Origin of the sequence: Yimella lutea (assembly GCF_006715095.1) — a bacterium.
Classification (GTDB): domain Bacteria; phylum Actinomycetota; class Actinomycetes; order Actinomycetales; family Dermatophilaceae; genus Yimella; species Yimella lutea.
Genome location: NZ_VFMO01000001.1, coordinates 1,770,537 through 1,784,142 on the forward strand (window position 1 = coordinate 1,770,537; position 13,606 = coordinate 1,784,142).

The 13,606-nt window shown below is 68.1% G+C and carries 11 protein-coding genes; 7 read left to right on the forward strand and 4 right to left on the reverse strand.

Annotated elements, in window-relative coordinates:
- Positions 1-51 precede the first annotated feature (51 nt).
- Positions 52-654: a DUF5998 family protein gene (locus tag FB459_RS08400; RefSeq protein ID WP_129623987.1), complete on the forward strand. Its 603-nt coding sequence runs from the start codon at positions 52-54 to the stop codon at positions 652-654.
- A 5-nt stretch (positions 655-659) separates the two neighbouring features.
- Positions 660-1,787 carry an alkaline phosphatase family protein gene (locus FB459_RS08405; RefSeq protein ID WP_246092381.1) on the forward strand — a complete coding sequence of 376 codons (1,128 nt, stop codon included), beginning with the start codon at positions 660-662 and terminating at the stop codon, positions 1,785-1,787.
- Between the two features lie 26 nt (positions 1,788-1,813).
- Here the strand turns inward: FB459_RS08405 and FB459_RS08410 are convergent, their stop codons facing one another.
- From FB459_RS08410 to FB459_RS08420, 3 genes are all read right to left on the reverse strand, one after another.
- A complete protein-coding gene (locus tag FB459_RS08410; RefSeq protein WP_141928131.1) occupies positions 1,814-2,899 on the reverse strand; it encodes a peptidoglycan recognition protein family protein in 1,086 nt (361 codons plus the stop codon).
- A 94-nt stretch (positions 2,900-2,993) separates the two neighbouring features.
- Entirely contained in the window at positions 2,994-3,956 is a 963-nt protein-coding gene (locus tag FB459_RS08415; protein WP_211345158.1) for a penicillin-insensitive murein endopeptidase, read from the reverse strand.
- Positions 3,957-3,980: 24 nt separating this feature from the next.
- Positions 3,981-4,718 (reverse strand): M15 family metallopeptidase, encoded by a 738-nt coding sequence (locus tag FB459_RS08420; protein WP_141928133.1) that lies wholly within the window; start codon positions 4,716-4,718, stop codon positions 3,981-3,983.
- Positions 4,719-4,928: 210 nt separating this feature from the next.
- Between FB459_RS08420 and FB459_RS08425 the strand changes: the two genes are divergently transcribed.
- The 3 genes from FB459_RS08425 to FB459_RS08435 are packed head-to-tail and all read left to right on the forward strand — an operon-like array spanning position 4,929 to position 9,820.
- Positions 4,929-7,415: an XRE family transcriptional regulator gene (locus FB459_RS08425; RefSeq protein ID WP_170221778.1), complete on the forward strand. Its 2,487-nt coding sequence runs from the start codon at positions 4,929-4,931 to the stop codon at positions 7,413-7,415.
- 28 nt (positions 7,416-7,443) lie between these two features.
- Positions 7,444-8,145, forward strand: coding sequence for a thymidine kinase (locus FB459_RS08430; RefSeq protein ID WP_141928135.1), 702 nt, complete (start codon positions 7,444-7,446; stop codon positions 8,143-8,145).
- 52 nt (positions 8,146-8,197) lie between these two features.
- A complete protein-coding gene (locus FB459_RS08435) occupies positions 8,198-9,820 on the forward strand; it encodes an MFS transporter (RefSeq protein WP_246092383.1) in 1,623 nt (540 codons plus the stop codon).
- Between the two features lie 23 nt (positions 9,821-9,843).
- Here FB459_RS08435 and sepH read toward each other — a convergent pair whose 3' ends face one another.
- Positions 9,844-11,205 carry a septation protein SepH gene (sepH, locus tag FB459_RS08440; protein WP_170221780.1) on the reverse strand — a complete coding sequence of 454 codons (1,362 nt, stop codon included), beginning with the start codon at positions 11,203-11,205 and terminating at the stop codon, positions 9,844-9,846.
- 151 nt (positions 11,206-11,356) lie between these two features.
- Here sepH and FB459_RS08445 point away from each other — a divergent pair, with 151 nt between their 5' ends.
- Together FB459_RS08445 and FB459_RS08450 are read left to right on the forward strand one after the other, a co-directional pair.
- On the forward strand, positions 11,357-12,625 hold the full coding sequence (locus FB459_RS08445) for a ferrochelatase (protein ID WP_141928137.1): 1,269 nt from the start codon (positions 11,357-11,359) through the stop codon (positions 12,623-12,625).
- The gene (locus tag FB459_RS08450; RefSeq protein WP_141928138.1) at positions 12,625-13,443 is read left to right on the forward strand and encodes an inositol monophosphatase family protein; all 819 of its coding nucleotides are present in this window, start codon (positions 12,625-12,627) and stop codon (positions 13,441-13,443) included. Before FB459_RS08445 ends, FB459_RS08450 begins: the two co-directional genes overlap by 1 nt.
- Positions 13,444-13,606: the final 163 nt, after the last annotated feature.

The window sequence follows — 13,606 nt, forward strand, 5'->3', positions numbered from 1 at the left end:
ATCGCCGCCATCACGCAGCTGCCCCGGTGAGGACATGGGAAGATGGCCCCCATGTCCGCTTCGCACCTGACCGCCGCCACCTTGCCCGACGCGTTGTTGCATGACATCGAGCAGGCGGGCTACTACCCGGCCTTGGTCGCCGACGTGTTGAAGGCGGCCCTGGGCACTCAGGCCGTCGACGCCCACCTGGTACACGCGGAGACCACGATCGACACCGACACCGTGCGTCGGCACATCACCGTGCTGGTGATCAGCGGCGGACGCCTGGTCATCGCCCACGCCGACGACCACACCCCGTCCCTGGACGCACCCACGATCGTCGCCCGCAACGTCGCCACCGCGACCACCGAGACGGTGCCGCTGTCGGCGATCCGCGGAGTGATGCTCACCCACGTCATCAACTCGCCGGAGAAGTACGCCGAAGGGTCACTCGGACGTGAGGTGACGGTCACTATCGGTTGGGGCACGGTCAGCCGCGTCGACCTGCTGCCCGCAGCCTGCGCCGACCCCGACTGCGTCGCCGACCACGGCTACGAGGGCACGGTCACGGCCGACGACATCAGCGTCCGGGTCAGCGCCGACGCCGACGGCGAACGCAACCTGCAGAACGCACTCGACTTCGCTGCAGCGCTGTCCGCGGTCACCGGTCGCTGAAGCCGGTGATACGCCCGCTGCCCGCAGCGCCGAGCTACGGGGCCACCGACCTCGCCGGGGTGTTGCCGTCGGCGGCAGCTTCGCTCGGCGTCAAAGGGTTTCGCGGCGCCCTGCCGCAGGCTCGTGGCGCGGTGGTCGTGCTCGTCGACGGTCTGGGCGCCGAACTTCTTCGGGCCCGTTCCGGTCACGCACCGTTCATGCGGACGCTGATGATCGACGCGGCGAGTGCGACCGCGGGCTTCCCGTCGACGACCGCGACCAGCATGGGCACGTTCGGCACCGGACTTCCCCCCGGCTCGCACGGTCTGCTCGGCTACCAGGTGGTCGATCCGGCCACCGACCTCCTGTTCAACGAACTCTCCTGGGAGAACGGACCCGATCCGCGCCGCTGGCAGCGTGAACCGACCGTCTTCGAGCGCGTTGCCCCTGCCGGGATCGAGACGACGATGGTCGCCAACGACTACTTCAACGGCTCCGGCCTGACGACGGCTGCGCTACGCGGTGCCGGTTTCGCCACGGCCGCCACGCTGGCCCAACGCGTCGACATCGTGCTGGCCCGCGTGGCTCGGCAGCCCCGCAGCCTCACCTACCTCTACTGGGGAAACCTCGACCGCACTGGTCACGAATTCGGTTGCGGCTCATGGGAATGGGTCGATGAACTCGAAGCGGTGGACGCCGAACTGCAACGCTTGTCCGCTCGTCTTCCGCGCGGCGTCAGCCTCACGATCACCGCCGACCACGGCATGATCGACATCCCCGAATCCAACAAGACCGATATCGCCTTCGACCCCGAGCTCGCCGCCGGCGTCCGGCACACCGGGGGTGAGATGCGATCCCTGCAGCTCTACTGTGAGCCCGGCGCGACCGACGACGTCCTGGCCGCCTGGACCGCGCGGCTGGGCGAACAGGGCTGGGTGTTGCCGATGGCCGATGCCGTCTCGAAAGGACTGTTCGGCCCGGTGCAACCACATATCGCGCCCCGCCTCGGCGACGTGCTCGTGGCGATGGACGGCCCGTACGGCTACTGGGACTCCCGCGTGATGACCATCACGGTCGGAGAACTCATCGGTCAGCACGGCTCGCTCACCTCGGCTGAGATGGCCGTTCCGGTGCTGCACCGTCCCGCCGACTGAGTCGACCGGCCAGCCGGTCAGCACGCCTAGGCGAGCAACCGTGACCAGGTATCGAGGCCGATCACTGCGTCGGCGGTCAGCGAGCGACTGCTCTGGAACGCCTTCACGGCGCGTGAGGTCGCATCGTCGAAGGTGCCGCTGACGGTGGTCCGGTGACCGCGGGCGGTGAGCATCGTCTGCGCCGCGCGGACCGCATCCCGCGCGGTCGAGCCGGTGCGCAGGGTCGGGGTGAGTCCGGACTCCCAGGTCACCGCGCCGATGATCCCGTCGACGAAGAACATCCCTTTGGCGCCCTGGTAGGACTTCACGACGGAGGTCATGGCGGAGTCGTACCCTCCGTCGACCGGCACCGACCGTCCGGCCTGCCGCAGGAGCAACTGGGCCGCTCGGACGTTCGGGCTCACGTCGCCGGGCGACACCCTGCCCCACGGCCGAGCTGCCATCGCGGTGCGTACCGAGGCGCGCAGGGCGGGCAGCTTCTTGTACAACTGTTCCCCCGGACAGTCGGTGCTCTGGTGGTCGCGATGCCCGACGATGATCTTCGGATCGACTCGGTAGATGCTGCAGACGAAGGCGCACGTCTCGACCAGACGCTTCCACAACGCCGCGGGTGGCAGGACCTCGCTGTACGTGCCTTCGTTCTCGATGCCGAATGCAATGGGATTCATGTCGGTGCAGTGGGCGCCGAGCGGGAACTGACTCCGTGTGGCCAGCGACTCCAGCGTGCGGTGACGACCCTCCAGGACGTGCCCGCCCCGGCTGATCGTCAGGTGCTGGCCGGTGTCGATCCAATCGCGTGCGAAGTGCGACTGCTGAACCGAGCGGGCGAACGCGAATGCGTGCTTCTGGCTGTAGTCGGTGCCGTTCGGGGTTGCCGTGTGATGAACGATCAACTGTTGCAGCGGCGAGGTCAGACGCACCGGCTCGGTGGGGGGCTTCGCGCCCCACGTGGCACAGGAGGTGATCGGCACCGCGACAGCTCGCGCGCCGGCCCCGGACACTGCACCGAGGGCCGACGGCCGGGAGCCGAGGGTGAGCAGGGCACCGGCACCGAGCGTGCCGGTGAGCATGGCTCTGCGAGAGACGTCCATCGAGCGGTCGAGCAGGTTCATCAGGGTCCTTCCATAGGAGGTCGGGTGTTGACGAGGCCGGCGTCGGAATGGGGGAATCCGGCGCCGGCCCCCGGTAGGTCGTGCACAGCAGGTGTCAGCGGTACCGCACGTGCACGTGGTTGTCGTGATTCGGGTACGCCGTGGTCAGCCCTTCCTTGATCAACACCGGATCGTTGAAGTAGACGAGTGCGATCTGCCCGGGAGCTGCGGCACGGATCGACTTGACCAGTTGCCGGGTGGCCGATCGGTCGTAGGCGGAGGATTTCCAGGTGATGCGACCCGCCGTGCACTGAGCGTTGTCGGTGCGGATCGGCCACAGATCGACATCGACCCCGAGTTCGTGGGAGGCGTGACCGGCAATGTCGCCGCCGTGCTCGAAGCTGATGTCGCCCACGGGGACCTTGCCCTGCCCGGTCGCACGGAAGGAGGCCGCTGCCTTGTTCAGCTGGGCGATGGTCGAGGCAGCACCCCAGTTGGCGGTCTTGTTCCCGTCCGGATTCTGGTCACAGATGTTCGTCCACGACGGCGTCATGTAGTGCCACGTCAGGTTGCGCCAGGTCGTTGCTCCGGCCACACCGTCGGCGCTGATGCCAGCGTGCTTCTGGAACGCGGCCACCGCGGATCGGGTACCTGCGCCGAACTTGCCGTCGACCGTGAGGCCGGCGCCGCGCTTGTTGTTCAGCAACATCTGCAACGCCTTGACGTCGTTGCCGGACGAGCCGCTGCGGACGGTCACGGTCAGGGCATCCCAGGTGCGGGCGCCCACCACGCCGTCGGCGGTCAGACGCTTGGACTTCTGGAACGCGACGACAGCCGTCTTGGTGGCGTTGCCGAACGTTCCGTCAGCTCCTACCGAGTGGCCACGTGCGGTCAGCAGGTACTGCACTGCTTGCACGTCGGCGCCGCGGTTTCCCGCAGAGAGCACGGGATACGCCGCCCGGCTGAATGCGTCGGCGCTCGGGGCGAGCGCCGCAGCGGTGGCGAAAACGGAACCGGTAGCAACCGCGGCCGCCGCGATCCGCAACGCGATTCGCCTCCTTTGCGTGGTCGGTGTCATGTGTGTCATGCGTGTCATCGCGACTCACACCCCGCACTTGGACGCGGACCAGATCTTGCCCGAGCGCCAGTCGGCGTGCACATGGTCGCTGTGGGCGGGGTAACCAGGACCGAAGATGCCGCCGTAACCGTTACGGGTGGCGGCCTTGGTGATCGAGCAGTAGGTCTGCGAGCCCATCGGCACGAAGTCGATCGCCATGCCGGTCGTGTGCATCCCGCTTCCGCTGCCGCCGACGGAACGGTCGCAGGCCGGGTCGCGGTAGCCGGAGGTGATCTTCAGCGGCTTGTCACCCATCTTCCTGCGCAGCCCCTCCGCCTGCCACAGCGAACGGCGCAGGTTCGCCTTGTGCCAGGAATTCCCGGTGAAGCCCTTGCCGCAGTTGTTGCTCGCCTCCCGGTAGGTGAAGTGGATCGGAGTGCAGTCGGAGGAGGTGAGGGAACGCAGCTTGCTGAAGGTCTTCGTGCCGGCCACGCCGTCCGCCGTGAGTCCGTAAGCTTTTTGGAAGCCGCGGACGGCAGCAACGGTCTGGTCGCCGTAGACGCCGTCGGCACCCATCACCTGACCCGAGGGCACGAAGGCGGCGACACGGATCTGCAGTTCCTTCACGGCGGCGCCTCTGCTGGACTTGCGGAGTGTCGAGCTCCACGAGTCGCATCCGGCGGCCGACGCCGTGTCCGAGTTGTTGACACTGACAGCGACCGCTCCGGTGAACGTGAGGGCGCCGGCCGCGGCGATCGCGGCCACTCGCTTGGTTAGCTTCATCGTTCTTCTCCTTGTGTGATACCTGTGGTGTGACTCCGTGTGAACTGAAGTGGAACGGAACCAGCTTTCAGCGGGAGCGCGTCTCACGCCACGGACAACCCGGACATGTCCGGTCGCCCTTTCGGTCGTACGGGCTGGGAAGTCCATACGCTCGTCAGGCCCGAAGCCGACGAAGCGTTGGTCATGGGGAGTGGCGATGGAGGCTCGTGGATGTCTTTGGAAGCGATCGACAATGCGTTGGACTTCGCGCACTTGCTGCGGGCGTTGCGGCACGACGCCGGGCTGACCCAGGAGGCTCTCGCCGAACGCAGCGGCCTGAGCATCGAAGGCATCAGCGCCCTGGAGCGGGGGCACCGGCTGCACCCTCGACGGTCCACGATCGATTTGTTGGCTCGTGCATTACAAGTCGATGAGTCGGTTCGTCGCCAGATGGATGAGCGGGCTCGGCGACCCGCACCCACCCGAGCCTCGCCCCCGGACTCGGGCACGCCCGCGTCGGCACGGGAGTCCGATCGAAGGCCCACGGACAACCGCGCCGACCACCACCGCATCGTGCCCGACCAGTTACCGGCACCACCGACGTGTCTGTTCGGACGTGCGGAGCTCGTGGACCACGTCGTCCGCGCTGTTCGTGGGGGTGCTCGCACGGTCGTACTGAGCGGAATGGGTGGTTTGGGAAAGTCGGCGGTGCTCGTCCAGGCTGCGCACCTGTTGGCCGACGAATTCACCGACGGTCGGATTCACCTCGATATGTGTGGGGGACAGCGAGATTCGGCGGTGACAGCGGACGACGCCCTGTCCTTCGTCCTGGAGTCGTTGCTCGCTGAAGGCGCGCCCGTACCGACCCGACGTGCGGCGGCGGTCGCCATGTACCGATCGCTCAGCGCGGGTCGAAAGTTGCTGATCGTGCTGGACGACATGCCCCCCGACCTTCCACTGGACGATCTCGTGCCCGGAGGCGACTGCGTTCTGCTGGTCAGTGGACGCGCCGCGCCACCGGTCGGCGTGGATCTGGTGCACGCGGCGGTGCCGGTGCTCGATGACCGAGCCGCTCGCGCGTTGCTGCAGGACCTCGTCGGTGCGCCACGTCTGGAAGCCGAACCGGAAGCGACAGCGTCCCTGCTGCACAGTTGTGCGGGCCTGCCGCTGGCGCTCAAGATCGTCGGCGCGCGGCTCCAGCGCCGCACGTCATGGCCGATCTCTTACCTGGCCGAACGCGTTGCGAGACAGGGCGATCGCCTCCAGGAGTTGCGGATCGGCGATGTCGCCGTCCGCAGGTGCATCGAAGAGACGTTGTGGCATCTGGAGACGGGGCGCAGTGACCTGCATGATGCACACCGTCTGTTCGTGCGGATCGGGATTCTGCGCAGGCGCTCGGTCTCGGTCGTCACCGCGGCAGCGCTGGCGGACATCTCGCTGGACCGTGCGCGGGCCGCGTTGGAGCGGCTGACCGACACGAGCCTGCTGGACAGCACCGGCCCGGGGCAGTTCAGTGTTCACGACCTCGTCCACGACCACGCACGCGCACTTGCCGATGAACTCGACGGCGCCGAGGTCGCCGAGATCAGGCGTCGCTGCCGGCGCGCGTACGCCGCCTTGGGTTGGACTGCCCGCGAGCAGGTGCGTCCGAGCCACCCCGAGGGCTTGGCGCAGCACCACGCGCAGGCTTGGCCGCACGACTTCGACGCGGTGGGGTCTTTGTCGGCGATCGCCCTCGAGGTCGACCACATCCGCGAACTGTTGGCCACCGGGCTGGCGTCGCAGGACGAGGCGGAACAACGCGAGTCCGTGCTGCTGGCGCTCGCCTTCACTGCGTACTGCGTCACTCGGTCGATGTTCTTCGACTGGTCCCAGCATCTGCAGGACGCACTGCGCACCTCGGTCGGCCAGGAACCGGTGCTGCGGGCGTCCTTGTTGCTGGATCTCTCCACGGCACAGACCTCGCGAGGCGCGCAGCAGGAGAGCCTGAGGTCGGCACGCGAGGCGGACCGTATTGCCGAGGAGCTCGGCTCGCCAAGGCTGCAGGCTACAGCGGCGATGGCACTGTCACTGACCTCCGGTCGCGTCGGCGCGCCGGACGCCTACGGGTTCGCGGTCCGCGCGCTGGAACTCGCCCGGCAGGTCAAGGACGACTTCCTGGAGGCGGCGGCGCTGCGCGATGTCGGACTTCAACTGTGCCGTGACGAGCACCTGCACGAGGGGCTGGATGCCGCGACCCGCTCACTGGAGATCTTCGAACGCATCGGCAATGAGCGTGGCCGCTGCATGGGTCTGATCAATGTGGGCGTCATGCGCAGGCGGCTCGGACAGCGTGAGCCGGCCAGACAGTTGCTGGAGGACGCGGTGGCGTCCGCGCGTGCCTGTGGCGATCGCGAGTTGGAGACCGAAGCACTCGATGAACTCGGCCGTTGGCATCTCGGGGCCGGTGACCGCGACCGTGGCCTCGAACTCATGGAATCCGGTCTGTCCCTCGTCGACGCGCGTGGCGCGAGGCAGTGGGAAGCCGGAATCCGGACGCGGATGGCGTCCGCGCTGGCCGAAGCCGGCATGTGGGACGACGCCATCGAACACTGGGATATCGCTCTGCAGATCTGTCGACAGCGCGGGGAGGAAGGCATTGCAGCGGATCTGCAGCGGCAACGAGAACGAGCTCTGTGCGGCGAGGCAAGTGACCACTCGCGTCCCCTGTCGGGCTAAGCGGGCTCGGCCTCTACAGTCGTACCTCGTGGCTGAACTCGTCTTCTTCTCCGGCACCATGGACTGCGGCAAGTCCACACTCGCCCTGCAGATGGAGCACAACCACCGAGCGCGCGGGCGCGAAGGAATCATCTTCACCAAGAACGACCGCGCCGGCGCGGCCGTCATCTCCTCCCGTCTCGGCCTGTCGCGTGAGGCGGTCGAGGTGACCGACGAGCTGGACTTCTGGGAACTGGTCATCGCGCAGACCGCCCATGGCCGCGAGATCCATTACGTCATCTGCGACGAGTCCCAGTTCTACGAGCCGGAGCAGATCGAGCAGCTCGCGCGGGTCGTCGACGAATGCGACATCGACGTGTACGCGTTCGGCATCATGGCCGACTTCCGCACCCAGCTCTTCCCGGGTTCGAAGCGACTGATCGAACTCGCCGACAGGTTGCAGGTGCCGCAGGTCGAGGCGCTGTGCTGGTGCGGTCGCGGTGCCACTCACAACGCCCGCGTCGTCGACGGACACATGGTCATCGAGGGCGAACAGGTCGTCGTCGGCGACGTCGCCGGTGAAACCGCGCACGCGGTCGAGTACGAGGTGCTGTGTCGACGTCATTACATGCGCCGGATGACCTCGGCCGCCGCCCGCCTGCAGAGCGGTTCCGCGGACATTCTTCCCTTCGATCTCGGATTGTGCCCCCTGCCTTCGGCGCCGATGGGCGATACTTCATCCGGGCAGTGACACCGGCGGATGGAAGCATGATCGACATGGACGCCGGGCAGGGGACGAGGCGATGAGCGAGCGGGACGAACACCGGCCCACCGCCCCGTTGCCGCGCCCGCGCACGGAGCACTCGGACGACCGGCGGCGGGAGTCCCGTCGCTACGACGATCGTGGCTACGAATCCCAGTACGGACGTGACGACGACGATCGCCGTGACCGACGCCGGTTCGACGACAGGTACGCCGACCGCCGAGATGGACCGTCAGGTGGCACCGCGATGTCGTCCTCGCGCACCCGGGTAGTCGGTCGAGGAGTAGCACGCTCGGCCGGCGCTGTCGCCCGGATGACCGCCGGTGCCGGACGAAGCACCCTGAAGGCTGCCCGTCGGGCGAGCAACTCGCACGGCGCCGGTGAGTCCGGTCTCGGCCGCCTCATCGAGGTGCACGCGTTCAGTTCGGCCGGCGACGCCGCCGTCGCCATCGGTCTGGCCGGCACCGTCTTCTTCGCCGCACCCGGGGAGCAGGCCAAGACCCAGACGCTGCTGTTCCTGCTCCTCACGATGCTTCCGTTCGCGATCGTCGCGCCCCTGATCGGTCCCGTGCTCGACCGGCTGCGCCACGGTCGCCGGTGGGCGATCGGCGGCACGCTCGCGATCCGCGCCTTCTTCTGTTGGGTGCTCGCAGGAGCGGTTGCCGCTGAATCCACCCTCCTGTTCCCGGTCGCGATGTGCGTGCTGGTCTCGTCCAAGGCGTATCTGGTCAGCCGATCCGCGGCGACCCCACGCCTGCTGCCCGATTCGATGACGCTGGTGAAGGCCAACAGCCGGCTGTCGCTGGCCGGAGTCGTCGGCGCCGTCATGGCCGGTGCACTTGCCGGTGGTGCGGCGAAGTTCGGCGGGTCGGAGTGGGCACTGCGAGTTGCATTCGTCCTGTTCACGATCGGCACGATTTTGGCGATCCTGCTGCCGCCCCGGGTCGACTCGACCATCGGCGAGAAGCCCGCGCCGATGTTCCGGCGCAAGACGAAGTTCCCGATCTCCGGCGACGTCATCTCCGCGCTGCGGGCGAACGCCGGCCTCCGCTGGCTGTCCGGCTTCCTGACGCTGTTCATGGCCTTCCTGATGCGCGCCGAACCGTTCCCGGGCTGGGAGAACAAGCAGACCCAGTTGCTGGCCCTCGTGCTCGGCGCAGCGGGACTCGGCAATGCTCTCGGCACGGTGATGGGCAACCTGATGAAGGTTGCCTCACCGCGGATCATCGTCCTGGTGATGTTGATCGTCGACGCTGCCGTGGTGGTGTTCGCGGCGCTGAACTTCCGCCTGTGGACGGCCGTCCTGGTGGCGCTCGTCGCCGGTGTCGGACAGCAGTTGGGCAAGCTCGCGCTCGACTCATTGATCCAGGACCGCGTACCCGAACACATGCGCACCAGCGTCTTCGGGCGCTCGGAGACGCTGCTTCAGCTCTCGTGGGTCATCGGTGGCATCGTCGCCGTCGTCATCCCCACCGACGCGACGCTCGGCATGTACCTGTCCGCGGCTTTGCTGGTGGTGTGGGCGGGCCTGGTGCTGTGGTGGCACACCGGGCGCACGGTTCGTTCCGGTTCGACCGGCCCGTACGACCGGGTGCATGACAGCCCGACGATGGGCATCAGTCGCAAGCAGGCGATGAACCCGGCACCGCGCGAACGACGCTGAGGCGCAAGCGGGTTCGAGCGCGCCTACTCCTTCGGCCCGCGCTTACCGAACATGATGTCGTCCCAACTGGGCACCGACGGGCGACCCTTGCGGGCCTGACTCGGACGAGACGGCACGGCCTCAGGTTCGTCGTCGCCCCGGCCGTCGGACGGCTCGGCCGGCGTATAGACGGCCTGCTTCGAGGCAACCTCGTCGACGTCTGAATCGGCGTCGGACACGTCGTCGCCGAAGCTCGGACCCGGTTCGATGTCCGGGTGATCCGAGGCGTCTTCGAAGGCATCATCCCCAGCCTCGTCGACGGCGACGTCCTCAGGATCCTGGGCGACCACCTCATGTCGCAACGGCTCGACCTCGCCGAGACCGAACAGGTCGACCGTGCCGGTGACGGGGTCGTGGCCCAGTTCGTCGACCGTGGGCTGATCCGGCTCCTCGGCGCCCCCGTCCGTGTCGTTGCCGGCTGCGGCGGACTGCTTGCCCGCCGGGTGATTGCCGGACGGGTGGCTCTCGCCCTTGCGGCGCGCGTTCGCCTTGCGACGGTTCTTCGACCGCTCGCGCATCACCGATACCAGGTCGACCGGACGGTCGTCCTTGTTCGCGACCGGCGTGGCCGCGTCGGCGTCGGTGTCAGCGGAGTCCGACGGCTCCGGTGAGCTGTCCGTCTCCTGCGCCTCGTCCGGCGCAGCGTGCGGGATCTTCGGTGCGGAGACACGTGCGGGACGGTGGGGCGCGGGCGACTGCTGATCGAGACCGCCTTCGGCAACGACGTCGTAGACGACCGATTTGGCGGGGTTCTTGCCGAACGGCATCGTCGCGGTCGGCTGGTCGTCCTCGCTCAGCCAGCGTGCTTCGTCGTCGGTCGGGTGCAGGCTCTGGGTCTGCGCGTCGTAGCGCCAGGTCGCGACGCGGGCACGTCCGCCGGCGGGGAAGCGGCACTCGATCGTCCACCCGCGGTCGCCGCGGTAGGCGTCCCAGTTCATGTCGGATGCGGCCACGCCACGGTGCGAAAGACGGCTGCTGACGCGTTCGCCGACCGTGGTGCCCTGCTCACGTCCGCCGACGCGGACGTGCAACGGCAGCTTCTGTGCGGTGAGCGCCACGTGGTCGCGCTCGGCGCGGATCGGCGGTTCGAATCGGCCGACCTTGTCGGTGGACCAACCGGTGCGCTCGGCGACCTCGTCGATCGTCAGACCGGAGCGCAACAACGCCTGGATGTCGCGGGGACGCACGTTCGGGTCGACGCCGTCGTCGTTCAGCCGGGAGCGCACGGCGCGGACGGCGCTGCGCAGGGCATCGTCGATCTCGACCTGGTGCTGTTCACCGTCCTCGTCGACGAGGAGCAGTCGCGTGCCTTCGTCATCGACACCGACGAATCGCAAGTCGCGCATGTGTATGTATGCCTTCCCGGGCTTCGACAAACCGTGGTTCACCTTGCCACGGTGAGTGTGATCGGACCGGACGGCACGCCGGGCGCGAGGCACACACGAGACATCGACGGGTGCCGCGCCCCGCCCCGGGGACGAGGGTGACAATGGACCCATGAGTTCTCCCACCGCCGACCCCCGTGACCCTGCGGACTCCGGCTCCGCACCCATGAACCCCGAGGCAGCGTCGGATGCCACCACGGATCCCACCACGGATCCCACCACGGATCCCACCACGGACATCGGGCAGACCACCCCTGAGCCCCAGCCGTCGGGCGAGGGTGGGGACACCGCTCTGCCGCCGTACGACGCGATCGTCCTGCTGTCGTTCGGTGGTCCGGAGTCACCGGAGGAGGTCATGCCCTTCCTGCGCCGGGTGACCGGTGGACGTGGCATCCCCGACGAGCGACTGGAAGAAGTGGCCCACCACTACATGGAGTTCGGCGGTCGCAGCCCCATCAACGACCAGTGCCGGGCCCTGCAGTCGGCGTTGCACGACGAACTGCGCCGGCGGGGCATCAGCACCCCCGTGCTGTGGGGCAACCGCAACAGCGAACCGTTCCTGACCGATGTGCTGCGGGAGGCCTACGACGGCGGCATGCGCAATGTCGTCGCGCTCACCACGAGCGCCTACTCCTCCTACAGCTCGTGTCGGCAGTACCGCGAGAACATCGCTGCCTCGCTGGCCGAACTCGCCGAGGAAGGCAAGGAACTCCACGTCGACAAGGTGCGCCAGTACGCCACGCATCCCAGCTTCGCACGCACCAACATCCGGCTGATCACCGACGCCGTCCGTGCGGCCGACCAGCCTGACGACTCCAAACTGCGGGTCGTGTTCGTGACCCACTCCATCCCCGAGGCGATGGACGACACCTCCGGCCCGGGCGATGGGGAGGGAAACCTGTACGAGCACCAGCACGACGAACTGGCGCACGTCGCACTCGACGAGATCGGCGCGACGCTCGACCGCGACCTCGACGGCGCACTGGTCTACTGCTCGCGGTCCGGCCCGCCCAGCCAGCCCTGGCTCGAGCCCGACATCAACGATCACCTGCGTTCGCTCGCCGAGGACGGCGTCACGGACGTCGTCGTGGCACCGATCGGCTTCATCTCCGACCACATGGAGGTGAAGTTCGATCTCGACACCGAGGCCGCCGAAACCGCACAGGAAGTCGGGCTGCGCATGACGCGCGTCCCGACCGTCGGTATCGACCTGGAGTTCGTCAGCGGGCTGGTCGACCTCGTCGAGGAGCGCGCCGCTCAGGCCCGCGGTGAGCAGGTGACGATGCCGGCGTGGCCGGGTGAGGCGATGCCGCCGATCTGTCGCCCGGGCTGTTGCCCGAACCTGCGTACCGCGCTGCCGGCTGCCTGCGGCTCCGACTGATGGCATCGCACGACGCCGCAGCGCTGGAACAGGTTGCGCGCGACGTGGCGGTGCTCGCCGGCCGGTTGATCGTCGAGGAACGCCCCGCCGGGCTCGGTGTCGCGCAGACGAAGACCAGCCTGACCGACGTCGTCACCGAGATGGACCGGCGCAGCGAACGTCTGATCCGCGACGAGCTCGCACACCGTCGTCCGGACGACGGTGTGCTCGGCGAAGAAGGCACCAGCGACGCGGGCTCGAGTGGGATCACCTGGGTGGTCGACCCGATCGACGGGACGGTCAACTACCTGTACGAGATTCCGGCGTACGCGGTGTCGATCGCAGCCTGTACCGGCGACATCTCCCGGCCGGAGGAACTCGTCCCCGTCGCGGGCGCGGTCTACAACCCGGTGACCGACGAACTCTTCCACGGCCATCGTGGCGGGGGAGCGCACCTGAGCATCGGGTTGCGTCAGCAGCCGCTTTCGGTGAGCGGCACGAAGGATCTGGGGATGGCGCTGCTCGGTACGGGCTTCGGGTACGAAGCGGCCAAGCGGGAGCGACAGGGCGCTGTGCTGGCCGAGCTCATCGGTGACGTGCGCGATGTGCGCCGGATCGGGAGCGCGGCGCTCGATCTGTGCTCCATTGCGGCCGGACGCCTGGACGTGTACTTCGAGTCCGGCCTCAATCCGTGGGACCGTGCGGCCGGTCAGTTGCTGGTCCGGGAAGCGGGCGGAGTGGTCCGCGGGGCAGACCAGGAGCCCGACAAGCACATGGTGATCGCAGGCCCGGCGGGGTTGGTCGAGCAGGTGGCGCTCCGGGTGCTTGCTGACGGATGACCACCCACGAGGGTGAAACCGCGGACCCGGTGCGCACTCCTCGGCCGCGATGGTGCACAATTCCCGCGCGGCGGGCACAAAAAACGGGTCGGGAGCGTTACCGCGACTGAAGCCGGGGTACCGCCCGGCCGACGCACCGAACTGACGACGAAGAAGGACCTCG

What these genes read in the sequence shown, in the direction of transcription:
- FB459_RS08400 (WP_129623987.1), top strand. Translation starts at nt 52, where the DNA reads ATGTCCGCTTCGCACCTGACCGCCGCCACCTTGCCCGACGCGTTGTTG.
- FB459_RS08410 (WP_141928131.1), bottom strand. Translation starts at nt 2,899, where the DNA reads ATGAACCTGCTCGACCGCTCGATGGACGTCTCTCGCAGAGCCATGCTC.
- FB459_RS08415 (WP_211345158.1), bottom strand. Translation starts at nt 3,956, where the DNA reads ATGACACCGACCACGCAAAGGAGGCGAATCGCGTTGCGGATCGCGGCG.
- FB459_RS08420 (WP_141928133.1), bottom strand. Translation starts at nt 4,718, where the DNA reads ATGAAGCTAACCAAGCGAGTGGCCGCGATCGCCGCGGCCGGCGCCCTC.
- FB459_RS08425 (WP_170221778.1), top strand. Translation starts at nt 4,929, where the DNA reads ATGTCTTTGGAAGCGATCGACAATGCGTTGGACTTCGCGCACTTGCTG.
- FB459_RS08435 (WP_246092383.1), top strand. Translation starts at nt 8,198, where the DNA reads ATGAGCGAGCGGGACGAACACCGGCCCACCGCCCCGTTGCCGCGCCCG.
- sepH (WP_170221780.1), bottom strand. Translation starts at nt 11,205, where the DNA reads ATGCGCGACTTGCGATTCGTCGGTGTCGATGACGAAGGCACGCGACTG.
- FB459_RS08445 (WP_141928137.1), top strand. Translation starts at nt 11,357, where the DNA reads ATGAGTTCTCCCACCGCCGACCCCCGTGACCCTGCGGACTCCGGCTCC.
- FB459_RS08450 (WP_141928138.1), top strand. Translation starts at nt 12,625, where the DNA reads ATGGCATCGCACGACGCCGCAGCGCTGGAACAGGTTGCGCGCGACGTG.